Origin of the sequence: Chenggangzhangella methanolivorans (assembly GCF_042648545.1) — a bacterium.
GTDB classification, from domain to species: Bacteria; Pseudomonadota; Alphaproteobacteria; order Rhizobiales; family Methylopilaceae; genus Methylopila; species Methylopila methanolivorans.
This window is the reverse complement of the sequence record NZ_JBHRXS010000004.1, coordinates 624619-649316: the sequence shown is the minus strand read 5'-3', so window position 1 is coordinate 649316 and position 24698 is coordinate 624619. Positions and strand designations below refer to the sequence as shown.

At 64.7% G+C, this 24698-nt stretch carries 15 protein-coding genes and 1 pseudogene; 12 read left to right on the top strand and 4 right to left on the bottom strand.

Features of this window, described 5'->3' with window-relative positions:
- Positions 1–17: 17 nt before the first annotated feature.
- Positions 18–1214 (bottom strand): alpha/beta hydrolase, encoded by a 1197-nt coding sequence (locus tag ACFOWB_RS08500; protein WP_261403757.1) that lies wholly within the window; start codon positions 1212–1214, stop codon positions 18–20.
- Between the two features lie 1086 nt (positions 1215–2300).
- Between ACFOWB_RS08500 and ACFOWB_RS08495 the strand changes: the two genes are divergently transcribed.
- The 12 genes and pseudogenes from ACFOWB_RS08495 to ACFOWB_RS08440 all read left to right on the top strand — a co-directional run bounded on the left by ACFOWB_RS08495 (position 2301) and on the right by ACFOWB_RS08440 (position 15713).
- Positions 2301–3194 carry a LysR family transcriptional regulator gene (locus tag ACFOWB_RS08495; protein ID WP_128778793.1) on the top strand — a complete coding sequence of 298 codons (894 nt, stop codon included), beginning with the start codon at positions 2301–2303 and terminating at the stop codon, positions 3192–3194.
- A 243-nt stretch (positions 3195–3437) separates the two neighbouring features.
- Entirely contained in the window at positions 3438–4199 is a 762-nt protein-coding gene (locus ACFOWB_RS08490) for an SDR family NAD(P)-dependent oxidoreductase (RefSeq protein ID WP_128778792.1), read from the top strand.
- Positions 4200–4309: 110 nt separating this feature from the next.
- Positions 4310–4690 carry a cyclophilin-like fold protein gene (locus ACFOWB_RS08485; protein ID WP_128778791.1) on the top strand — a complete coding sequence of 127 codons (381 nt, stop codon included), beginning with the start codon at positions 4310–4312 and terminating at the stop codon, positions 4688–4690.
- On the top strand, positions 4680–5750 hold the full coding sequence (locus tag ACFOWB_RS08480) for an SMP-30/gluconolactonase/LRE family protein (protein ID WP_245479771.1): 1071 nt from the start codon (positions 4680–4682) through the stop codon (positions 5748–5750). Before ACFOWB_RS08485 ends, ACFOWB_RS08480 begins: the two co-directional genes overlap by 11 nt.
- Positions 5751–5801: 51 nt before the next feature.
- Positions 5802–6704 carry an aldo/keto reductase gene (locus ACFOWB_RS08475; protein WP_128778789.1) on the top strand — a complete coding sequence of 301 codons (903 nt, stop codon included), beginning with the start codon at positions 5802–5804 and terminating at the stop codon, positions 6702–6704.
- A gap of 226 nt (positions 6705–6930) precedes the next feature.
- On the top strand, positions 6931–8133 hold the full coding sequence (locus tag ACFOWB_RS08470) for an MFS transporter (protein WP_128778788.1): 1203 nt from the start codon (positions 6931–6933) through the stop codon (positions 8131–8133).
- 85 nt (positions 8134–8218) lie between these two features.
- Positions 8219–8613 (top strand): annotated as a pseudogene (locus ACFOWB_RS08465) ((R)-mandelonitrile lyase).
- A 370-nt stretch (positions 8614–8983) separates the two neighbouring features.
- A complete protein-coding gene (locus tag ACFOWB_RS08460) occupies positions 8984–9478 on the top strand; it encodes a hypothetical protein (RefSeq protein WP_128778787.1) in 495 nt (164 codons plus the stop codon).
- On the top strand, positions 9475–10647 hold the full coding sequence (locus ACFOWB_RS08455; protein WP_128778786.1) for a cysteine desulfurase family protein: 1173 nt from the start codon (positions 9475–9477) through the stop codon (positions 10645–10647). Before ACFOWB_RS08460 ends, ACFOWB_RS08455 begins: the two co-directional genes overlap by 4 nt.
- Positions 10648–10657: 10 nt before the next feature.
- Positions 10658–11581, top strand: a complete 924-nt coding sequence (locus ACFOWB_RS08450; protein ID WP_128778827.1) for a DUF4007 family protein — start codon at positions 10658–10660, stop codon at positions 11579–11581.
- Positions 11578–14880, top strand: coding sequence for a hypothetical protein (locus tag ACFOWB_RS08445; RefSeq protein ID WP_206659577.1), 3303 nt, complete (start codon positions 11578–11580; stop codon positions 14878–14880). Before ACFOWB_RS08450 ends, ACFOWB_RS08445 begins: the two co-directional genes overlap by 4 nt.
- Entirely contained in the window at positions 14877–15713 is an 837-nt protein-coding gene (locus tag ACFOWB_RS08440) for a phosphoadenosine phosphosulfate reductase domain-containing protein (RefSeq protein WP_128778785.1), read from the top strand. The genes ACFOWB_RS08445 and ACFOWB_RS08440 overlap by 4 nt, the downstream gene beginning before the upstream one ends.
- A 9-nt stretch (positions 15714–15722) precedes the next feature.
- On the opposite strand, the gene ACFOWB_RS08435 is transcribed toward ACFOWB_RS08440, so the two are convergent.
- Genes ACFOWB_RS08435 through ACFOWB_RS08425 form a run of 3 tightly spaced genes read right to left on the bottom strand, consistent with a single transcriptional unit; the run spans position 15723 to position 24435 of the window.
- Positions 15723–21131 (bottom strand): FtsK/SpoIIIE domain-containing protein, encoded by a 5409-nt coding sequence (locus tag ACFOWB_RS08435; protein WP_128778784.1) that lies wholly within the window; start codon positions 21129–21131, stop codon positions 15723–15725.
- Entirely contained in the window at positions 21128–22672 is a 1545-nt protein-coding gene (locus ACFOWB_RS08430; RefSeq protein ID WP_128778783.1) for a hypothetical protein, read from the bottom strand. The genes ACFOWB_RS08435 and ACFOWB_RS08430 overlap by 4 nt, the downstream gene beginning before the upstream one ends.
- A gap of 2 nt (positions 22673–22674) precedes the next feature.
- Positions 22675–24435: a hypothetical protein gene (locus ACFOWB_RS08425; RefSeq protein ID WP_128778825.1), complete on the bottom strand. Its 1761-nt coding sequence runs from the start codon at positions 24433–24435 to the stop codon at positions 22675–22677.
- Positions 24436–24698: the final 263 nt, after the last annotated feature.

Below are 24698 nucleotides of genomic sequence, written 5' to 3'. Positions count from 1 at the left end.
CTCTAGGACTTGCGGCTTCAGCTTTCGTTCTGATCTAAGCCGTGCTTTCCGAGGAAATCAGATAACAGAGAAGCGACCTGCACGTTATTCCGGTCGGTGAATGGAAAATGCGTGTTGCCGCGAAGTCCCGCAGTCGGCAAATCCAAAAGAGACGCTTGACCACCGAGCTTATTGATAGCCTCGAGTGACAAGCTGTGAGCGTAGCGAGTGACTCTCCACCAGTCCAAGAACCAATAGGCGGATTTAGGGTTCTTGGGGATATTATCTCCGAAGACAAACTGAATGGGTATCTTCGCGAGCTTCTTAAAGTAAGACTCCTGGATCTCGAACGGCGGGAAAATTTGCGACTTTTTATCGGCGAGAGGCGGTATCTCAGGCACTTTTCCTTTGGGAAAGATACTTGTCGCAGGCTCATAAGCAACGATCCCCCTCACGTTCTTGGCGTGTGTCGCGACTCGCATGCCCAGTACTCCGGAAGCCGAATGGGTCACCAGAACACAAGGACCTATGTGAGTTACTAGTTTAACAACAGCGTCGACTATCTCATCTGATGAGATCGACGGACTGAACCCCATCTCCTTGAAGTAGTTGTCTTCATAACCACGTGGGAATTGGCTGTTCTCAAAAAACTGGCCGGGAGCGGGCCCTAGTCGATCTCTAACCCACGCTCTTTCTTTACTGACGTTTGCGGTAACAGTGTTAACAATCGACTCTTCTTCCAACTGCCCAAAAGGGCCATTAAAGGTAGGAATATTGCCCCTTCCGCGCCCTGGCTGATCAATCGTGTAGACCGTATGCCGATCTTGAACAAAGAGGGTCTGAAATCCGGGGCGGCCGTCTGGGGTAGATTCCCAGATATGGCCGGTTAGTCCGCCCCCATGCCAAAAGACTAGAGGCAGCCCACGAGGGCGCACAGGAGCTTGAAAGTTTACGTACATTTGATTGATATAAAACGTGGCACCTTCGTTGGAAGCTCGAATTACCGGCTTTGACGGATCGAATTTTCCAGGCCCGGTTACTGTTCTGCCCCCGATGTAGAAACTGCCTTGTTCAGCAAGGACAACCTTCCGCTTCGATTGGGCAAGCTCCACGTTGTCAGTTTCCGCGAAAGCAGTTGCAGTCGAAAGCGGCAGCGTCGCTATTCCTATTGCGCCGGTTCCAGCAGCCTTCACAAATGATCTGCGGGACGTTCCGGTTTTTTTATCGGTTTCCATAGCGTCATCCCTAGACGTACTTGTTGGTTTATTTGGTCGACCTTGATGCGGGGATAGCCGACGATCGAAGACTAGCTGGTAAGAAGCGCTACTGTCAAGTTGGTCTGTCGCCTGAGAGGTGGTCCTGCCCTGATCCTCCGGCTGGTGCGATTTGACCGCGGCTTTTTCGGGCGTCGTCACCCCTGCCGGAGGGGAATCCCGCTAAGCGCAACGGTATCCGGACGAGCAGATCCCCTTCGCCTTGACGCACGCCTCGTGCTGCCGATCAGCAACGACACGCTGCTGGGGGTCGTGCGGAGACGCACGATGCGGCCGGATGCGCCGCTGCGTCGCCGCGTGACGGCTAGGCGTTCCGACACAGCTGCCGTTATGGATCGATTGTTGTCGATCTCGAGCGTCGGTGTCCTGTCGCCCTGCTTCGAGACCGTGAGATGGCACCGTCGCGGCCTCGCTTAGCGATACCCCGGCATCGCCGTCGAAGCTCGCGTAGAAGACCGGCGCGTCGCCGCGGTGACGGCACCGCTCCAACGCGCACTGCCCGGGCATCCGAAGCTGTCGGCGCCGGTTGCTGGACTACGAGAACCTTCTCGCGGGAGCGCCGTTCGGAGCGTCGATGCTGCTCATCTGCGCGCTCGGAACCACGATCCGGAAAGCGAGTTCGAATGATGCGCTCCGCCGCACGATTACGATTATCCGCTCAGGATCCCGGCTGCCGAACGGCAGGGGCGCCGAGACCTTCGCGCTGAACCCCGCTCGGGGCCGACGTCGGTTCGCGCTTCTTCTACAGCCGTATTAAGGGCGAGCTGGACGAGATCTCGCGACTGTCGGCTTCACCTCGCTCCTTCGTCCGTCCTGGCCTGATCGGCGGAGAGCGCTGCAAGAGTAGACCCTGTGGAGCGGGTCGCCTCCGGCGTGCTGGGCTCTCTGGGCCCGGTGCTTCCGCGCGCCTCGCGGACCAACCCGGTGCCCATCCGAAGCGTCGTTCTCCGCGCCTTGCCTGACGGCCGCGGCTGCCTCGATCTGAGCTCTGTCATGCCCCGCGATTAGCCGGTACAATCGGCATGCGGACATGAAGGGAGTTTATGGGTGCCCCGCGAGAACGTCAGCGACATTCTCGCTTTCCTGGCGGTCGCCCGGGAGCGCAGCTTCACCCGGGCGGCAGCCAAGGTCGGCGTCTCGCAGTCAGCGCTCAGTCACACCATCCGCCAGCTCGAAACCCGGCTTGGTTTGAGGCTGCTGACGCGGACTACCCGCGCGGTGACGCCGACCGAGGCGGGGGTGCGGCTTCTGAACGGCGTCGGCCCGCACTTCGATGAGATTAACGCCCAGATCGACGCCCTCAGCGAGCTGCGGGACAAGCCCGCCGGATCGATTCGCATTACGGCTTCGGACCATGCAATCCGGAGCGCACTCTGGCCGAAGCTGGGCCTTTTCCTTCCTCATTTCCCTGACATTAAGGTCGAGCTGGTGCTCGACAACGGCCTAACCGACATCGTCACCGAGCGCGTCGACGCGGGCGTGCGGCTCGGTGAGCAACTAGCCAAAGACATGATCTCCGCGCGCATCGGCCCCGATCTGCGGTTCGCGGTCGTGGCGGCTCCGTCCTACTTCTCCTCGCGCCTGGAACCCGCGCATCCGCAGGACCTCGTCCAGCACACCTGCATCAACATCCGCCTGCCGACGTATGGAGGGTTCTGGGCCTGGGAGTTCGAGGAGGACGGCCGCGAGTTGAGGATCCGGGTCGACGGTCAGCTCGCCTTCAACCACATCTACGATGTGCTCGAGGCTGCGCTCGCCGGGTTCGGGCTCGCCTACATGCCGGAAGACATCGCGATGACGCACATTGAGTCCGGACGTCTCACCCGCGTCCTGGAGCCATTCTGTCCGGTCTGGGACGGCTACTACCTCTATTATCCCAGCCGTCGGCATACTTCCCCGGCGTTCGTGAAGCTGCTCGAGGCGCTCCGCCACAGGACCTGAAGAAGCCCCCGATACGTTTCCACCTCGATTGATGAGCCGCGTCGATGAAAGCAATGAGGCGCAGGCGGCTAATGGCGGGAATGCCTAGGGTCTAACTACGGCTCATCCGCGCTGCAGGTCGCGGGACAGGCGGGGACCGTGGTCGGCTCGCGCGACGGCACCGACTAACGACCTTTGAGGACCCGTCGATGGAAACACGCCGCGCATGAGCGCGAAGCTTCGGAACGCAGGAGGGTCCGCATCATGAAGCTTGGGTTCGAGAACAAGGTTGCGCTCGTGACGGGCGCCGCGATGGGCATGGGACTGGCGACCGCCAGGCTCTTCGCCGAGGCCGGCGCGTCGGTGGTGCTCGCAGACTTCAACCCCGAGGCCCTCCGGAAGGCGACCGACGATCTGACGGCGGCGGGGCGCACGGTGCTCGGCGTGCCTTGCGACGTGACGGACGAGCATCAGGTCGAAGCGATGGTCCGGCAGACGGTCGAGAGGTTCGGCCGCCTCGACGTGGCCTTTAACAACGCCGGGATCCAGATTCCTCCGGCGGACGTCGTGGACGTTCCGAGCGCCGACTTCGAACGCGTGGTCGCGGTCAACCTGCGTGGCGTCTGGAACTGCATGAAGGCGGAGCTGCGCCAGATGCAGGCGCAGGGAAGCGGCGCGATCGTCAACTGCTCGTCCATCGGCGGGCTGGTCGGTAACCCGTTCCTCACAGCATATCACGGCACCAAGTACGGCGTGATCGGCCTTACCCAGGCCGCCGCCCTCGAGAACGCCGCTCGCGGCATCCGCATCAACGCGGTGTGTCCCGCGACGATCGACACGCCGATGGTCGCCAAAATGATCGAGGAGCGCCCCGAGGCCATGGCTGAGATCCTTAAGAAGCAGCCAATTGGCCGCCTTGGAAAGCCGGACGAGGTTGGAGCTGCCGTTCTGTGGCTCTGTAGCGACGCGGCTAGCTTCGTGCTGGGTGTCGCCCTTCCGGTCGACGGCGGCTACACGGCGCACTGATGCCGGGCGTCGGAAACCATCGGTCGCGAGCGACGGCTATCGCCGCGGCCTTCCTGGCGACGACTTCCGTCGCCTGGCCTGTTGAAGTCGAGAGCTCCGCGAGACGTCCGATGAACGAGATCCAGTTCCGCATCGCGGGGAGCGGCGAGACCGTCGAGGCGACCCTCGAGGACGGAGAGGCCGCCCGAGCATTCGGGGCGCTTGTGTGGATGACGCTGAAGCTGACCGACTACAACGCCACGGAGAAGATCAGCGACCTCCCGCGCAAGCTGCCGACCGCCGGGGCTCGCGAAGGTTTCACCCCCGTTGCGGGCGACATCGCCTACTACGCGCCCTGGGGAAACCTCGCGGTCTTCTACAAGGAGTTCCCGTACTCCAAGGGACTGGTACGCCTCGGCCGGCTGAAGCAGATTCCGGACGCGTTCCGCGGCTCGGATCCGGTCGCCGTCACGATCGAAGCGATACAGGCGAGGCGACGCCGTGACCCCTGACGGTTCGACGCTCGCACCGATCGGGCCGCACGCGCGGCGCGTGCTCGGAGGCGCTCTGGTCGTCGCGGCGATCGGATGGCCAGGGCTCTCTCTCCTCGTGCAGGCCGGAGATATCCCGAGACCGCTTGCATATGATGAGCTGACGCGCGGGCCTGCCCCAATCCCGCCGGCCGAGCGCATGCTCCAGACGGCGGTCGCCGACGAGTGGTTCAAGGTCGCAGACGTCGGCGTGCCGCTGGAGGGCCCGGCGTTCGACCGGATCGGCGACTTAATTTTCGCGGATGCGGGGAGCGGGCGCATCCTGCGCGTCACTGCCGAGCGGCGGCTCACGACGGTCGTGCCTGAGAACGCGCTCGGCCTGGGCGGACTGGCGGTGCATAAGGATGGCCGCATCTACGCGGCCGGCGCCGGAGACTTCCGTAGGGGCTCAATTGTTTCGGTCGCCGCCGATGGGTCGGACATGGCGACTGTCGTGTCACTGGACGCCGGGTATGTCCCGAACGACCTCGTGTTCGACAGGCTCGGCGGCTTCTACTTCACCGACTTCAGGGGCTCGTCGACTGATCCGAAGGGGGGCGTCTACTACGTTGCGCCTGACAGAAAGACTGTCGTTCCGGTTGTCCCGAACCTCGCCATGGCTAACGGCGTCGCGCTGAGCCCGGACGGCCGGACCCTCTGGGTGACCGAATTCAGTCGAAACCTGCTGCACCGGATCGAGCTGGCTGACGCGACGACCCCGACTCCCTTCGGGACGGCGGTCGCCTATCACTTCGTCGGGCCGGCTCCCGACTCGATGCGGGTCGACGGCGACGGGAACGTCTACGTCGCGATGTACGGCCAAGGACGGGTCCTCGCATTCAACCCCCAAGGCATCCCGATCGGCCAAGTGCTGCTGCCGGGACGTGAGGAAGGGCACAACCTCCGCTCCACCAGCATGGCGATCCGCACGGGGTCAGACGAATTGTTCATCGTCACCAACGACGGCGACGGTGGCCGCGGGTCGACGATCTTCAGGTCCAAGGCCTTTGCGAAGGCCGCGACACTGTACTCCCACCGGTAGATCCACCCCCGGACCCCTCTTGGGTCCGAGCGCAAGGCAAAGGACACCGTCATGGTCGATGGCGTGGAGGGAATCACCCTCAACAACGGGGTGGTCATGCCCGCAGTGGGACTGGGCGTCTATCGCAGCGCCCCGGAAGAAACCGTCGACGCCATCGTCCATGCTCTGCGCGCTGGCTACCGCCTGATCGATACTGCGACCGTCTACGGCAACGAGCGCGAGGTCGGCGAGGCCATCGCCGGGAGCGGGCTCCCGCGCTCGGACGTGTTCGTCACCACCAAGCTCTGGATCTCGGACTTCGGCCGCGATGAAGCGCTGCGCGCCTTCGACATCAGTATGGAGAAGCTCGGTCTCGACGTCCTCGACCTCTACCTCCTGCATTTTCCGGTGCCATCGAGCTTCGACCGGACCGTTGAGGCCTATCAGGCGGCCGAGATGCTACTCGGCGAAGGAAGGGTGCGGGCCATCGGCGTCAGCAACTTCAGGGCCGGTCACCTGGAGAGGCTCGCGGCGGAGTCGTCCGTCGTCCCGGCGGTCAATCAGGTCGAGCTACATCCCTTCTTCAGCCAACGGGAGATGAGGGAGACCCACGCCAGGCTGGGAATAGCCACACAGTCCTGGTCGCCGATCGGGGGCGTGCTCGTCTATGACGCGAACGACCCCGACACAGCCACGCGCTTGCTCGATTACCCGGTCATAACCGGGATGGCGACGCGACTTGGCAGGACGCCTGCTCAGGTCGTCCTGCGCTGGCACCTGCAACATGGGCTCTCCCCGATACCGAAGTCGGTCAATCCCGAGCGCATCGCCGGAAACATCGCCGTCTTCGACTTCGCTCTCTCCGACGACGACATGGCGGCGCTGGACGGTCTCGACCGCGGCGCGCGAGGCGGTCCGGACCCGAACGAGTTCGATCTCGCCTTCTTCGAACAGAAGCTGGCGGCGCAGACCTGACCCGAACAAATGGAAGCGTCGTCTCGGTGGCGCTGCCTCGTGTGTCCGCTGATTGATGAGCCTTTCTCATAGTCGCATGCGGAACTGACCGGGTGCCGGGCACACAGCCACGGCCTTAGCTTCCGCTCCAGACACCGTCACTGGACACGACCGCACCGCGAGGCTGACGCCGCGCGCAAGGCAGACGCACGCCTCCGTCGAGCGGAAAGCATTCGGGACAGACGCAATGCAAGTCACAGCAGCCCCATCCGTTGACGAAAGCCCCTCCGCGTCCTGGGGCGCGGTCTTCGCCCTGTCGCTTTGCGCGTTCGGCCTCGTCGCCTCGGAGTTCATGCCCGTCAGCCTGCTCACCCCGATCGCGCAAGACCTCGGCGTCACCGAGGGCCAGGCCGGACAGGCGATCGCGGTCTCAGGCGCCTTCGCGGTCTTGACCAGCCTCTCCATCTCTTCCGTCGCAGGCGGTCTCGACCGCAAGACGCTGCTGCTGGCGCTCACCGCCCTGACAATCGTTTCGGGAGCGGTCGTCGCGGCTGCGCCCAACTACGTCGTCTTCATGATCGGCCGTGCGCTGATCGGCGTCGCGCTCGGCGGCTTCTGGTCTATGTCGGCCGCGACTGCGATGCGCCTCGTGCCGAGCGACCAGGTCCCGAAGGCGCTCGCCATCTTCAATGGCGGCAACGCGCTCGCGACAGTCGTCGCGGCCCCGCTCGGCAGCTTCCTCGGCGGCCTGATCGGCTGGCGCGGGGCGTTCTTCTTCGTGGTCCCCGTCGCCGTCATCGTGCTGATCTGGCAGGTCCTGAGCCTGCCCTCGATGAGGGCCGACGCCCGGAGTGGGAAGGGATCGGTGTTCCGGCTTCTTCGCCAGCCCATGGTCGCGCTCGGCATGGCTGCGGCGGCCTTCTTCTTCATGGGCCAGTTCACGCTGTTCACCTATCTGCGGCCGTTCCTCGAGACGGTCACGCATGTCGACGTGCCAACGCTGTCGGTCATGCTGCTGGTGATGGGGGTTTCCGGCTTCGTCGGAACGCTGCTGATCGGTGGGCTCCTGACCAAGGGGCTCTATCGGACGCTCGGGCTGATCCCGGCGCTGATGGCGGTCCTTTCGCTCGCCCTCATGACGCTCGGCGGCTGGACGGGCGCGACTGGCGTCATGCTCGGCGCCTGGGGCCTGCTCGCGACTTCCGCGCCCGTCGGCTGGTGGACCTGGCTCGCCCGCGCCCTGCCGGACGACGCGGAGACCGGGGGCGGCCTGATGGTCGCCATCGTCCAACTCGCGATCACCGCCGGCGCGACGGTCGGCGGCGTTCTCTATGACGCCGACGGCTACCAGGCGACGTTCACGGCGAGCGCCGCGATGCTGGTCGCGGCCGCGGTCCTCGTCGTCTTCACGTCCCGGTCGTCCGCTTGTCCGCGGCGGTCGCCTAAGTAGGAGAAACGACATGAGACAGGCCATCATGGCCGCCGCGGCCTCCACGGTCGCGATGGGCGCCCCGGCGGCGGCCGAAGAGGTCCGGGTGACGATCCAGCGCCCGGGATCGCAGGCCTCGCAGGTCGGCCTCGCGGACTGGTTCACTGGGACCGTCAGGGTTGACCAGCCCTTCAGGGGTACGGGACAGCGCGGGTCACGGGCGCGACCGTCGCGTTCGAGCCCGGCGCGCGCACGGCCTGGCACACGCATCCGCTCGGCCAGACCCTGCTGGTCATGTCAGGCCTCGGCCGGGTCCAGCAGGAGGGGGCAGCCGTTCAGGAGATCATGCCGGGCGACGTCGTCTGGATCCCTGCGGGCGTGAAGCACTGGCACGGCGCCGCCCCGAAGGCCGCGATGACGCATGTCGCCATTCAGGAAGCCCTCGACGGCAAGGTCGTCGAGTGGATGGAGAAGGTTACGGATGAGCAGTACGGCGACTGAGCGCGACAGCGTAGTCTTCGCGCGGAGCTCCTTCGCGCGATCAGAGCGGCCGATCCTCCAGTCCGGTCTCCCGCGTAGATCGGCCGCCTGTCTGTTTCGAAAGCAGACGCCTCAGACAGCCGCAAAGGGTCATTTGCCGACGCTGAGCGCCAGGACCTGCATCGCGGCGCCAAGCTTTGCTGCAGCCGCGGGCCAAGGCGCAGTCGCATCCCAGCCCACCAGCAAGGTCCCCTCACCTGCCAGCCTCGACGCAGCTGCGTGCTCGACGAGGAGACCGCGTCGCAAACGGACCAGGATGCAACTTCTGTGGTGCCCCTTGGCGACGCGGTTCCCCACCCCTACCTTTGGCGTTTACGGAGAATCCGTCCGCTTGTTCCGAATCACCGCCCGGATGGTGCTTGAATTAGATCCCGTCCTCATCAGCTCGGACATCATCGCGTTCTATAAGCTGATCGAAAATGAAAACGACGCCGGGACGGAGAGCGCCTGGGACGGTGTCGAGGAGGCCGTCACAGCCGATGTCGATACGGTCTTTGCCATAGCACGACCTGCCTGTGAGCATGTGAAGGCAAGTTCAGAGCTAAGCGAGACGGCCTCGAGGGGGTCGAGCTTCGACAGTGTCGGCGCGCTGTGGAGCACGATCGAAACGGCGGCAGAGGGTCTGAGCGGGATGGCTTTCACCGCCAAGAATGCGCCGAACGTCGGAGCCAAGCTAAACCCGGGGGATGCTTGGCGCTCGGGTCTACTTATCCACGTGCACGATCGACAAGTCGAGGATGCGCCCAGTCGGAAAGATGCGGTGCAGCGGGGCCCGGTCGCTGCGGAGCCCGAAGCGCCGCAGGCCGAAGTTGGTCCCGCGCCATGATCGCGCGACCGATCTATCTGGACGGATTCGCAACTCAGCCTTTGGCGCCCGAGGCCAGAACAGCGATGCTTTCGGCGTGGGATCGTCCGGGAAACGCGGGATCGCCGAATGCCGCCGGCGAGCAGGCTGCGGCGCTCGTAGCTACGGGACGCGCCGCCGTCGCCAGTCTCATCGGTGCCTCGCCCGGCGAGATCACCTTCACTTCGGGCGCGACGGAGGCGAACAACCTAGCGCTGGCTGGCGTTCTGCGGGCGGTCCACCGGGCCTGCCACTCGCGATCGCGGGTTATCGTCTCGGCTGTCGAGCACAAGTCGGTGCTCGAAACGGCTGATACCTTGCGAAGCGAGGGCATTGAGGTCATTCGCTGCCCCGTCGACAAGACCGGGCGCCTCAATGTTGCAGCCTTCGCCGAACTGGCGGACGAACGACTCCTTCTGGCGTCTATCATGCTCGTCAACAACGAGACCGGCGCGATTCAACCGATCGCCGAGGCGGCCGCCTTAGCCCACCGTGTCGGCGGCTTGTTTCACACCGACGCCGCTCAGGCGATCGGGAAAATCCCAGTCAATGTCGTCGAGCTCGACGTCGACTATCTCAGCATCTCTAGTCACAAGTGCTACGGACCGATGGGGATCGGTGCGCTCTACCGTGCTTCAAGCGCGCCGGCGCCCCACCCCCTCCTGCATGGCGGTCGCCAAGAGCGCGGACTACGCCCGGGCACCGAACCCGTAGCCTTGATCGCGGGGTTCGGCGCGGCCGCCGCCGTTGCCGCCGCTGAACTCGCCCGGGCAGACCATCGCGAAGACGTGCTGCTGGAGAGCTTCCTGGAGTGTTTGTCCCATCGACAACTTCGCCATCATCGGGTGACGGACGGCCATCCCACGGTTCCGGGCGGCATCGCCCTAAGTATTCCTGGCGTCGACGGAGACGCTCTGTGCGTCGCGTTGGCGAAGACAGTGGCGATTTCTACCGGATCCGCTTGCACGTCAGGCCAGCTCACAACTTCCCATGTCCTTGCAGCAATGGGCTTTTCCGCCAAATCCGCCAAGCAAGTTGTCAGAGTATACTTTAACCGTTACTTAGACGAAGTGCATGTTGTGCTAGCTGCTGACGAATTTGTTGCCGCAGCCGAGCGCTGCCGCCTTGCCACTGGAGAACTTCGCCAGTAGCCTCCTCTCCATGCGACAGGAAGCAATCTACGCCGATTCCAAGGTTCAGTTCGCAGGGCACGAGACGTTCCCGCTGCGGCTCCTGTGGCTAAAAAAGGCCTTCGATGCCGTCAAAGACGGCGCGCCATCCGGAACGTTCCAAGAACAAGACGCTATCGCACGCTTTGGCGTAGGGCGCAACATGGCGGTCTCGATGCGTCATTGGGCCTTAGCCTCTGGATTCTTTGAGGAAACTGATCGTCAGCTCTCGCCGACGTCGCTGGGCCGCCTCCTACTCTCCGACGGCGGGTTAGATCCCTACCTAGAACGGCCCGCCACCGTTTGGCTTTGTCACTTGCACATCGCGGCGACCCCCGAGGTTACGACGACTGCCTTCCACGCCTTCAACGCACTAAACGCAATCGAATTCGATTCCGCGACATTGATCGACGATCTCTTCGAGATGGTGACAGCGAAGGGCTGGCGGGCCACCCGCGGCACGATCAAGCGCGACGTGGAGGTCTTTCTGCGCAGCTACGTGCGCAAAGGCGATGTTCGGAACGAGGACGCGGCCGAGCCGCTGCTCGCAGAGCTTGGCTTGGTGCGAGAGGCCCGGCTCGGCGGATGGTACGAGTTTGTTCGGGGCCCAAAACCCAATCTGCCGGACGGCGTTTTTGCCTACGGCCTCGCCGATTTTTGGCAGCGCCAAGGCGGCACCAGCACGCTCGCCGCTGAACAGATCTGCTACGCCCCCGGCTCGCCTGGACGCGTTTTCAAGCTCGACGAAGACAGCGTGATCACGCGCTTGATGCACCTGGCGGAGCTGACCGACAACGCCTGGCAGTGGACCGACACGGCCGGCCTTCGTCAGGTTCAGAAGCGCGGGGACATCGACCCCCTCAGCCTCGTGGCGGCCGCCTATCCGTCCCGACCGCTTGTTGGCGTCGCGGCATGATGCGCCTCTCCGACATCGTCGAAATCGATCGCCGGTTTGCACGTTCTGCTCGGATCGACGCTGATCTCAACGGCACGCCGCCTTTGGTGGGCTATGTGCTTCAGGCCAGCGTCCGCAAGTCACTCATGGGTCTTGCCGTAAGCCAAAGCGAGCACCGTCAGGGCGCGTACACCTGGACAGGCCCCTACGGCGGCGGAAAGTCCAGCGCAGCCCTGCTCTTGGCGAACCTGGTCGCCGGGCAAAAGGGCAACCGCGCGATCGCAACCAAAATCGCCGGCAAGGAACTGGCGACGGCCTACGCCAAGGCGTTCCCGGAAGATAGCGGACCATGGAAGGTGGTGGCGGTCACCGGCAGTCGGGTCGGTCTACGCGACACCGTTGCGGGCGCTGCCGCGACGACTTTCGGCTGGACGGACCAGCAGGCTGCCGCGGCGAACGAGAGTGACAATGCGCTGATCAGCGCGATCCAACGTGCGGGATCCTCGAAATCGAGCGGGACTCTCATCGTGCTCGACGAGTTGGGCAAACTATTGGAGCACGAAGCGCTTGGCGGCGGCGATATCCATCTCCTGCAGGATCTAGCTGAGCACGCGACGCGCAGCAAAGGCCGGCTGGTCGTCATCGGGATTCTGCACCAGGCGTTCGATCAATACGCAGCTCGGGCCGCTCGCGACGCACGCCAGGAATGGGCTAAGGTTCAGGGCCGGTTCCACGACATCGCGTTTCTGAGCGGCGCGGACGAAACCGTCGCGCTCCTTGGGCGCGCAATCTCCAGCCCCACCCCACCCACCGAATTCCACGGGCTCGCCGAAGCCACCGCGCAAGCTGTCGCCCGGCGCCGGCCGACTGAGGTTGAAGTCCTAACCGGAGCCCTGGCGGCGACGTGGCCGCTCAACCCGGTCACCGCTCTCCTTCTCGGGCCGGTTTCCCGGGCCCGGTTCGCGCAGAACGAACGTAGCGTCTTCGGTTTCTTGAGTTCTGGCGAGCCGGCTGGTTTCCAAGAATTCTTGGCCACGACGGAAGGGGACGCTGCGACCTACGGGCCAGATCGCTTGTGGGACTACCTAGCGTCGAACTTCGGCATGGCGCTCGCCGCAGGACACGACAGTGGCCGGTTCAGCTTGGCCTTCGAGGCGATCGAACGCGCCGGCGCAAAGGGCAGCCCGGCCCACGTCGCGCTGACGAAGACGGCGGCGGCGCTTGAATTCTTCCGAAACGGGTCCGGGCTCGCTTTGGCGGAAGATTTCTTGGCGCTCTCGCTTCCAGGGCTGGAGGACGCTGAGCGGAGCCGCGCCATCGCCGACCTACTCGAATGGGCGGTCCTAATCAGACAGCCGCGGCTCGGAGGCTACGCCCTGTTCGCGGGCAGCGACTTCGACCTGGAGGAGGCCATCGCCCGAGCGACGAGCCCGGTCGATGCCGCGTTGTTGGAGGGCTTGCCGCAGCGCGTTGGCTTCGGGTTCGCCACGGCCAAACGCCATTACTTCGTCACAGGCACCCTGCGCACTTTCGCGATTTCGCTGTACCTGGTCGGGGCTGATGACACCGCCGATGAGCTGGCCGCCGGCGTCACCGCCAGGGCCGCCCGGGGCAGTGGTCACCTTGCGTTGGTGCTGGGCGATGGAAGCGTCGAGCAATCGGCCGTTGAGGCGGTCTGCAAGGCAGCCGCCAAGGGGCTGAAGAAGTCGGGTCTGGTCGTGGCGCTTGGTGCGGCTGCGAACGGCTATGCCTTGCGCGACAGCGCGGCTGAACTCGCGGCCGTCGAGCGCGTGCTGCGCGACCATCCGCAGCTTGAGGGAGATCGAATAGCGCGGCGCGAACTGGCGGCCCGGCATTCCACTTGCGTCGATCGCCTGCATCGCGCTCTCGAAACCTCGTTAGACGAGGCCAAATGGTGGCTCGCTCCCGAGCCATTCAAGCCGATGCGGGAGACCTTGCCGATCGTGGCCAGCGCCTTGGCGGACGCCGGCTATCCCGCCGCGCCGGTGCTCAAGAGCGAGCTGTTGCAACGCGACCGGCCATCGTCAAACTCAATGGCGGCGCTCCGCGAGCTCTGCCACGCGATGGTGTCTCGAGGCGACCAGGCCAACCTCGGCATTACAGGCTTTCCCGCTGAACTCGGCCTCTATCTGACGGTCATCAAGCCGTTCGGGCTGCATCGCGAGGACGCGGATGGCCGGTTCGACTTTTGCGAGCCCTCGCCCGAGGGCCCGGGCAAAACTCTGTGGCCGGCCTGGCGGGTGTTGGAGGAATCTGGCGACGGAGGCCTCGGTGAGGTCTTCAAGGTTTGGGCGGCCCCGCCCTTCGGCATCAAGGCTGGCGTCATGCCCGCGCTCGCCCTCGCCTACATGCTGGCGTACCGGGAGACCGTCGCGGTCTATGCCGACGGCGTCTTCCAAACGGGCATCGACGACGTAACCGTCGATCGGCTCCTGCAGCGTCCAGCCGACTTCAAGTTCAGGATAATTGATCGCACTGTCCGCGAGACCGCGTTCCTAGGCAGCTTGGCGTCGCAGTTGGGCGTGGAGGACGCGTCAACTTCGCTGCCGGTCGCACAGGCCCTGTTCCAGAGGTTCGAGGCGCTGCCAGTGCACGCGGCCCGAACAACCCGGGTGAGCGCCCTGGCCCAAACGGTGCGTCGGACGGTCCTGAAGTCGCGGGACCCGGAAGCACTGTTGTTCGACGCGCTCCCTGAGGCGCTCGGTGACGACCTCGCCGCCGAAACCGTCCACAACGCGCTGCTCGAATGCGAAGCGACCTATCCGGCGCTGCTGGCCGAGATGCGCCAAGCCATCGCCCGGGCGCTGGGCGTGGTCCCGAACACCTTCGCCGGCCTGACGGAGCGCGCGGCGGCGATTAAGGGACTCACCAACGACTATGCGTTCGAGGCGTTCGCCGACCGGGTCGCTTCTCTGGAGGGCCACGGCGACCTTGAGGGCGCACTCAGCGTTTTGCTCCACCGCCCGGCCCACGGATGGTCGGACCGCGATCGCGAACAAGCACTCACCGAGGTGGCGCGGTACGGGCGCCGTTTCCGGGAGCTCGAGGCGCTCGCCGTGGTGCGCGACCGCCGGTCCCACACTGAAACCTTGGCCCTTGTCGTGGGGCTTGATCCCCTGACCCCGCCTCTGCTGCGCAGCTTCGAACTGACGGACAGCGAGAAGCAGGCGGCCGCCTGCCTGGCCGACCACGTCCTCAAGGTGTTGCAGACCGACCCGGATGGCAGGCGCCTAAAGCTCGCGGCCTTGGCGCGCGCCATCGCGGCATTGGCGGCCGAAAGCGAAGTGGAGGCAGCGTGATCGAACGGCACATCCTGGGACTTTCGGGCGGCCGCGACAGCGCGGCGCTGGCCGTTTATATGCGCCAGCATTTCCCAGAGCTGCAAATCGAATACTTCTTCACCGACACTGGGAAGGAGCTGCCGGAGGTCTATTCGTTCCTAGATCGCCTGGAGGGATTCCTCGGCCGTCAGATCGCGCGCCTGAACCCGGACCGGGACTTCGATTTCTGGCTGCAAGAGTACAACAACTTCCTGCCCTCGCCGCGGACACGCTGGTGCACTCGCCAGTTGAAGCTGCGGCCGCTGGAGCATTGGCTCCGTAAGGACCTCGACGACGGCGTCACTGTCCACTCCTATGTTGCGATCCGGTCCGACGAACCCAGTCGCGAGGGCTATCAGGCAACGCATCCCAACATGAAGGTGCACCTACCGCTGCGGGAAGCGGGGATTGACCGCGCTGGGGTGGTCGAGATCCTCGATCAAGCCGATGTCGGCGAGCCAGCATACTATCGCTGGCGCTCCAGGTCCGGCTGCACCTTCTGTTTCTTCCAGCAGAAGATCGAGTGGGTGCGGCTCGCGGAGAACCATCCGCAGCGCTTCGCCGAAGCGATCGCCTACGAAAAGACGGCCATGGACGATGGCTCGCCCTTCACCTGGAGCCACGGGGAACGCCTCGTCGATCTGCTCGCGCCCGGCAGGGTCGCCCAAATCAAGGCCGACTATGAGCGCCGACGTGACCGCCTAAGGCGCAATCGACCCGTTAATCCGCTGTCCGCCCGCACCGATGAGACGATCGATGACGTCTACGGTGTCGATGAAGCCGACGGTGGCTGCGTCATCTGCCACAAGTAGGTGGAGCGCCTAGGCGCCAGCGTCGCCGGCAATGATGGCGTTCACGGCCAGGTCGATGTCGTCGTCCAAGAGAAACGGCGCCTGGGCGTAGATGATGGCAGGCTCGCCGCTGAGACGGGCCGCCAGGTGGCCAAGCCCTAGCAGCTGCTCGGCGCCCTTTACCCCTAAGGCGATCTCCGAGGTCCCGACGCTGGCCACCTTGAGGATCAGGCGGTTGCCGAGGTTATCGCGCAGCTGCATCGGCATGACGTTGGCGTCAGGCCGCTGGGCGGCGAAGATCAGGTGGATGCCGGCCGCGCGGGCCTTGACCCCGAGGCGCGAGACATTGGCGGTGACGGCCTCCTTGTAGTCGTCGCTGAGCATCCATTCGGCGAACTCGTCGTGGACGAGGAAGGTCCAAGGCAGTTGCTCCGCCGCGTCGGCCTTCTCGTTGAAGCTGCGGATGTCGCGCGCGCCCCGTTGCCGGAACAGGTCGTAGCGCCGCTCCATCTCAGCGACCAAGCCTTCCATCACCTCGGTCGCACGGGACTGTTCGACCACCACCCCGCCCTGCAAGTGGGGCAATCGTTCGACGGCGGCGTAGTCCACGCCCATCTTGGGGTCGATCAGGTGGATCCGGGTCAAACGGCTAGTATTGGTGGCGGCGATGTCCAGCAACAACGCCTGGATCAGCACCGATTTGCCGCTGCCGGTCGCGCCAGCGACTAGGGTATGGGGCTCGTGCTGCGTCCCGCCGGCGAATGGACCGCTAAGGTTCAGATAAAGGATGTCCCCATCAATTTCCTTAAGGCCGAGAACGAAGGAGGTGTTCACACCGACTGCGTTGCGGTTGAGCACACGGCGCGCCCAGACATCCCACATGGAGACGGTCTGACGCTGCGGTCGCGCGACCCCGACGACGATTTCGCCGGGCAGCGGCGAGATCGAGATCAGCCGGAGCCCGTGGGTCGTCAGCAAAGCCGACTGCTTGGCCTCAATGTCCTCCACCCGCAGCCGATCGCTCCCCTGGAACCGCACTAGCGCGGCGTTAGGCGTCAGCCGTGTGCCAACGATCTTGGCCTGCAGCGAATAACCCAGGAGCGCGCTGCGCAGCTTCTGGGCTGTCGCGTTGAGCCAGGCCTGGTCATCGGCCGTGTCCTCGCGGGCCTGCTCCGCCTTCTCCCGAACGAGTTCGGCGAGCCCCCTGGTTGGCTCCGACGCGGGCGGAGGCGAGACCTGCGCGGCAGGAGCCGCGGGCGCGACCTCGGTGCCACCATTTTCGAGGGCAGGCTCGGCGGGTGAAGATAGAGCCGGCGTGAACGGCGCGGCGGCCGCACCACCCGCGGGGCTGGGCTCCGGCGAGGAAGACGGGGACGGGGGCGCGTTCGGCGGTGCGCCGTCGTCGTCATCCCCATCGTCCTCGTCATCGTCGAAGGTCTGGACGTTGACCGGCTTGGGCAGTGGTGCTTTAGGGTCGAGGTCGATGGCCTTAGTCCAGTCGATGCGCGGTGCCGGGCTCTTGAACGTATCGGCCTGCCACGGACGCACGCCGATTAGCGCCTCACGCTGCGGCGCTAGAGGCTCGTTGGACTCGTAAGCCTTGATCAGGGCCCTAACACCTTCCCGCGTGAAGGTCTCCTGCAGGCCGCCGCTGATGTCGGCGATAGACTCCTGGTCTCCAAGGCTGCTCGCATCGCTCGGCGGCCCCGAGATGAAGATGTGGGAGTACCCACGCAGGTCGATGGGCACCCTGCCCTGACGGATTCCGTCGCGCACCCGTTCCAGAAGCGTCGAATGGCCGAGGGCTGCCGTTCCGTCGAGCAACAGGTCTGCGATCCGCGACAGCCAAAGGTCGCGGTCGAGCCGGCCGGGATAGCCGAACAAGGCGTCGTCCATTCGGCTGACCGTCTGGCGCAGCTGTTGGCGGGACTTGCGGCTAGCATCCGCTTGGCCGGACGCATCGACGTATTTGGCTTCGGTGACCACGGCGCGCAGGTGCTCGGTGCCATCGGCGTCGACGCCGACGCTCAGCGCCAGGATATCCGCCAACCCTTCCTCGCGTTGCCCAAGCCACTCCGCATAGTCGTCGAGTAAGAACCAGGCAACCGCAGCGCCGTCGCCGAGCTCTTCGGCGACGAGCGCTCGACTTATGACCAATCCGATCAATTCACCTGCCGAGATACCGCGCTTGGCCGCTCGAAGCACGATATCGCCGGAGATAGCGTTGGCGTCGTTGATCATGCGCCGCGCCAGCTCGGACAGCCGAGCGTCGGACAGACCAAGGTTCAATTCCCCCAGACGCCGACGGACCAGGACGTGCAGCAGACGCAGTTCGGAAGTCGAGGAGACCACCATGTTGCGGCCGTGGGTGCGCTGACGGCGATAGCGGATGACGCTGATCCCCTGTGCAGTCAGCTGCCGCTTGTCGAGCAGGTCGTCGTAAGTCGCAACCCATTCCGCCAGCTGGTGGGCCTCGTCGAACATCGACTTCAGGCCATGATCTTGGAAGGAGATCTGCCGCGCGGGCAGGACGTGCTCCTGCGTGCCATGCGACTGCCGGCGGATCACCCCGGCGACCGCATCGACATAGGCCCAGCCAGCATCGGGCTGGCGCGGACAGGTCAGATAACTTGTCGCTTTGAGCTCGTCTTCGGCAGTTACCCGGCGATAGGACCAGCGCGACGGCACGTGTTCAAGTAGCGACGGATTCCGCTCTGCAGCCGGGACCGGAAACCAGTGTTCCTTGGCCTGGCGAGACACCACGTCGTGGAGGAAGGCGACATCGATCCGCCGGCCGATGGCGTCCTTGGGGCCGCCGCCCCCGTCCAGCATCACGCCGATGCGCAGCTTGGACATGAAGTTGCGGGAGGTCTCGCTGACCACGATGGCGTCTGGATCGCCCTCCGACTTCTCCAGCAGCTCCGAATAGACCTGGGTGAGCCGATTGCGGTCCCGGTGGCGGACGAGGACGTTGCAATGCACCTCATCTTCGTCCTGCACCGTGCTCAGGGCGTTGATCGTTGCGAGGGGCAGGCCAGCTGCATCGCAGTTGTAGAGCATGATGCTGAGGTTCGATCCCTCATGCGGCTGCAAGTCGAGGTAGCGCTCCAGCACCCCGCGGATCTGACGCGCCGCCTCCTGCGGGTCGACGTCGGTGCCGGCCTCGGCCGGATCGCGCACCGGCCGCTCGAACAGGGAGTAGTCGTTGACGGTTCCCGTTTCGACCAGCAGCACCGGCTCCGCCCCCTCGTAGCCCACGGCGATCTCGGGGTAGAGCGGGTGGCCGAGCTCCTCGCGCAGGTCGGAAAAGAATAGCCGCGAGTCCCCGAAGTTCACGTCGTTGTCCGACAGGAGATAGTCTGCCAAGCCGGCGACCGATCGCATCTTGATGGCGGTGGCCGCTAGGCGCATGGGGTGCCACGGCGCGATGATCGCCGAGGGTGCCGCGCCGGTGATCTGCACTATGCCCAAGCCCAACGCTTGCTCCCACAGCCCTTGGCGGTTGATGTCGCCGACCGCGTGAACGGAGAGGCAGCGCAACAGCGCGCCAAAGGCCTCGGCCTGCTCTAAGAGCACTGCGTCGGCGTACCCGGTCCCCGACCAGGCCAGGAGCGCCCGCCCATAGACCTCCGAGAACGTCCCCCAGGCGGCCGCCACGGCGTCCGCCGCATCGGGAGTCAACCGACCGACTTGGCGGGCCTCCTTAAGGCGCCGCGGGATGAGTTTCGCGACATCCTCGCCGACCTTGGTCCTAGGCACTAAGGAGCCGGCGTCCTGGCCGAACGCCGGCTGTAGGGTCCCTACATCGGACAGCGAGACCGATTGCAAGGCGCCCTTTCGGCTCACCAGTAGGCGGGCAACGTTTGTTCGGCGCAGCGGACGCTCCAACAGACGCCGTAGGTCCTTGGAAAGTTCCGCGCCAATCGCATTGGGTTGCCCCGCCCATACGAGCTGAACGACGGCGCGTTCCGAGCCGGCACCAGAGCCCACGACCAACTCGACGTCGAACTTGATCTGCAGGCTCGCTCGGGAGACCGACTCGTTGCGTCGATACTTCTTGCGGCGCTTCGCGCGTTCCAGAAGCTCCTCGTACTGGAAGATGTGAGGCGCGTCCCAGGTCACCGCGTTGCCCATCAGCGCGGGCAGGCCGCGGTAGCGCACACCGAACGCAAGGGCGATGTCTGCGTTCATGTCGAGCCACTGGCTACGCGACCTGCGGGCGGAGCGGATGGTTAGGCTGCGCGGGCCGCCCGTCGCGTTGACTTGACCGAACAGGCGCTCGAGCACGAGGAGCAGGCCGGCGAGGAAGTCCGTGCACTCAATCGGGCGGCCGAAGATGAACCGCTCCCACTTTGCGCGCAGGGGCTTGTCCTGCCCGAGGTCATCGCGGTGGGCTTCGAAGAACTCTCGATCGTCGTCGCGGGTCTCTTTGAGCGAACGCCCCTTCAGTGCCTTAAGATACTCCTCGTCGGCATCGCTGAGCCGGCCCGGCAAATCGAATTCGAAGAAGTTAATCGTGTCTTCGGCCAGCGTCGTTTTCTTGAGCTTGATGCCGGAGAACAGCAGCAGAACGTTGTCTGCCTCCCACTCGAACTCGGCGAGCGCCTGAGCAGCGTCCCCCCACCCGGGCGGCGCCGCGATGAAGACCTCAATCGGCCCGTGCGCAATGGCGGCGATGTCTTCCTTCGACTGCTCGAACTGTCCCTGCAGCTCATCCGCATCGATAGTCTGGCGGTTGGACCGCATCTTCGCCATGAGCGGCTTGCGGTCCGAGATCAGCTTATCGAACAGCTTCCTCCAACGGCGCGGCTGGTCGAGATCCTTATCCTTGATCCCGACGAAATAGCCGCTGTCGCGCGGGAGCCTCAGAGCGGGCAGCGCCCAGCCGAGCGCTTCCTGGACGGGCTTGGACTCCTCGGCCACGCGTTGGCGCGTAAGGGCGACGAAATGGGAGACCTGGTGGAGGGTCCAGTCGTCGGCGGCGTTCAGCCCCGCCAAAGCCGCGCGCCACGCGGCGAGCTGCCCCTCCGGCAGACCGAGGCCAGTGCTAGCGGCCTCGACCCAGGGGGCGACGTCCTCGGTGAGTTGCTTGGCGCCGATCAATGTCACGTCCTGCAAGGACTCGCCCTGGTCGTCGTCGGTATTGGCCATCAGGAGCGCCGGCTTTTCGCACTCCGCGTTGCGCACCGCGACGGTCCGATCGTCAGTGACAACCGCGTCCGGCAGGCCGTGACCGTCGACTAAGGCGCGTGGGATCGCGATCTTCAGCTGGGCCGCGACACCCGATGTTGCCAGCAAGGCCGCCGTTATCGCCGCTACCTGCTCGCCGGTAAGGCGGTCGAGCAGGTAGCGCGCTACGCCATCCTCGGATGTGAGCGTCGACAAGCGCTGCTGGATCGAGGTTGCGCCGGCAGCGCCGATGAGGTCGGCCGGCTTCATGCGGCTTCTCCGCGCTGGAAGGGATTTTCGACGTAAGCGCAGGAGTCGGACAGGCGCTTCAGCAGGCCGAGACTGGCGAGGCGCTCTTCGAGCCGGCGCGCGTTGTCAGAGAAATCCTCTTGATCGGCATTGCCGCTGTCGATGAAGGAGCGGGCCTGATGATCACCGATGATGAGGCCGTAACGGCCTGCCAGGGTAGCCAAGAAGTCCTTGAACTCCATCCGTTTGGCCACGCAGGTCACAACAAGCGTCTTGAGGAGCCTGTCGGTTGGGGCGTAGCGCACCCGCCGGCTCGAACGGCGCGAAGAGAGGCCAATGGCGCGGGCCCAGGTCATGTGGACCTTGCCGACGTGCTGCTTGTGTCGGACCGCAGCCTTATTGACTAGCCGGTCTATCAGCTCCTCGGGCGGGATGCTGCGCTCATCGTCGTCGTCCGGATCGGGCCAGTCGAATGCCCGCTTGAGCAGCTCGGCAACTTCGATGGCCGCGTCGTCGGAGGTGATCGCGGTTTGCCACTGCGACGTTTCGGTTGTCGCCCGGATGAAGCGCTCCATCGCCTGCTGCGGCAGGGCGTTGTTGGACTGGTAGGAGTCCGCGGACAGATCGCGCACCACAGACTTCTTGGGCGAGACGATCTCGCACACCAAGCTGGCGCGCTCGCTGCCCAAGACTTCGCCGGCCCGGTCGAGCTGATAGAGGATTAGGTTGAGGCCGGTCACCGCGACGAGGTGGGGGATCGCGTCGTAGGCCGGGATCGGCAGTGACAGGATGGCGAGCCAATCCTCGGCTAGACGGTCGAACGCAGGATGCGATGAGCAGGGAAGGAAGGCACCGCCGCGGTCGGCCTTGGCAAGCTGAGCCTCTCCCTGAAGCGCCCGGACCATGCCGTCATAGGGCGCCGGATTCTGCAGGAACTGCCCGACGAGCCGTTCGCGTAGCTCTTCGACGCGCTGGCTGCGGCAAAGCATGAGGTAGAGGATTTCGCCGGTGCGCGCGAAGAACCGGCGGTCAGTCGTCACTCCGCCGTTGACCTTCACGTTGACGTCCTCGTAGAGGCCGTTGGGCCCGAACGGGAAGACGAATTTGGAACTCCAGCGCTTGTTGCTGTCGCCCTCGATCGCCGAGCCCTGGAGGAAACGGATGACGGCCGCGAAGTCGCGAAAGGTCTCGAAGCGGTCGCGCAGGTAGGCGAAGTCGGGTGACTCGAGCCCCCCGGCGGTGTCCGCCATTTTCTCCAACCAGGACGTCCAGGCCAGTTCGTCGGAGCGGTCCTCCGCCAGCACGGTCGTGATGTGGGGGTTGTTGAACACCAGGTTGCGCAGTCGAAGCTGGGTCTGCGGCCGATAGCTCAAGCTGTTCAGCGATGTTTCCTGCAGCGCCCGGCCAGCGACCTTTTCTGCCAACAGGACATTGAGGAACTCGAGAAACGTCAGCCAGGGCGATTGCTCGTCGTGGAGCCGGTGGCCCCAGATCGCCTCATCGACCCAGATCTCGGGCCCGGAGCGTTCCTCGAAATGCGTCGGCCTCGCCAGCACCTCCATGGTTATGCCCGCACCATCACTCGGCGCGGCGTGGCCCGCCCGTCGTTAGTCAGTTCGATAAAGCGCAGCACCAGCTGACCATCCTCGCCGACGTCGTCACCATCCAGCTTGCGCCGGGTCTCGGTCTCGCGGAGCAGGCGCGCCTTGAAGGCCAGGATGTCCTCGTGGCACTCGAGCGAGAAACTACTCGGCAGCGCACCCTCGGCCACCCGGCCCAGGAATTCGAATCGGGTCGGCGAGAGCTCGAGGCGCACGGCCGGATGGATCTCGCCCCGCGTGAGCCGCACGGCGACGTCGAAGCCACCCTGAGGATTGAGCACCAGGCTGACCTCCTCGCCCCCCTGTCGGGGAACAGAAATCAGTTCGTCGAGCAGCGGGCTTCGTTTGGACTGCGAGTAGCTGCCCGACGTCGCTAGGACCAATTCGTCCTGGTTCTGCACGAGCATGCCGGTGAACACGCGATTGAGACCCCGCACGATCATCGAGAGCGCGGCCCGCGGCAGGGGCTGCTTCGCGCCCAACTTTTCGGCCACCTCGAGGTAGACGCCCGCAAAGCGGAAGACCGTCAGGTCCCACAGCTCGTAGGCCGCTACGAGGTCATCCGGCAGGGTGAAGAACAGGCGCTGGCGCTGGGCCTTGAGCAGGTGAAGGAATGCGGAACGGTCGACGCCCTCCCCGCCCTCTAGATACGCCTTCTGACCTTGGGTGTAGTTCGCCGTGGCCCCGTAGAACGGGTCCTTCCGGACAAGAGCGTCATAGGGCTCGGAATAGGCAGGGTCGTCGGCACCATAGACCAGGAGGTTATCCACCCGATTGCTGGTTTCCGCGCCGATGCCGAACAGGTTCAGCTTTTTGAAGGGCTCGGTCTTCTCGGCACGGCTAGGCTTCAGGTTCTCGCCGAAAACGTTGCGGTAGACGCTGGCGAGATCGGCCCTGCCGCTGGCGACAATGTCTGGGACGTCCCCGCAGGACATCAGGCCATCGCGACCATCGGGGTGACCGAGGATCACATTCGCCACGAGTGAAAGGAGCTGGCGGACCGGAAAGTGGCCGCCATTCCGCTCACTGAGTTCGACCAGCGACGCCAGACGCTGTCTGAACTTCCCGTGGCCGTCAGCGCCGGTCAGGCGCCGGCGGTTTTCGAGGATTGGACAGGCCTGGTCACGAGCCGCGGGGCAGCCGTCGCAGCCCGCCCAGCCTTCGTGACCACCAATCTCGTCGATAATGTACGACGTCATCTTCGCCGCCGGCGCGCGGCTGAGATCGCTGAGGTTCAGGCGGACCTCCCGATCGTCGGTGCCGCCAGTCACCAGCAGGTCCTCGACCACGTCCGAGAGTCGGCGCACCTCCGGCGTGTCGGGTGCGGCCTTCAGCTTCTCCAAGAGCTGGCCGTGATTGGCGGCCAGGAGATAGACGGTGTTCGAGGATGGCTGAGTGACGTCGCGCGCCACGCCGGCGATGAGCTCTGCGCTTTCTTCGTCGCGAAGCTCGCTGAGGTCCTTGACGATCACAAGGGTGCGTTGGCCGACCGCTAGCGTTTGGACCTTGGTGCCCTTGTTCCAGGTCGCCTCGTCGCCGCCGAGGGCGCTCCAAACCTCGCGGCAATGGTAGGTCTTTCCGTCGCCCGCCGTCCCGGTGATGATTTGGGTTACAGGGTCGGCACCACTGAAATTCTCAAGCAGCGCCTGCATAAACTGTGCAGGCAACACGATAGGCTTGATCCTGTGCCGCTTCAACGCGCGCTGAATCGACTCGTCATACATGTTGTCGTTTGTTGGAATCGGCCCGTAGTTGCGCAGAAATCGCACCCATGTGGCTGTGGTCGATGCTTCTGGCAATCCGATTCCCCCGACACCTCTTGGTTGCACGCTACCGATCTGGCGCCGCAACGCAATCGGCAGGGTAGATTTCCAACGTCCATGGTAGACTTCTGCGCCAGCTCAACAGCCGTTATGACCACGGTAGGGCTGACGTCGACTTGGATTAAGGCTTGCGTTGCCAAGCGCCGGCTAGAGTTGCACACCAG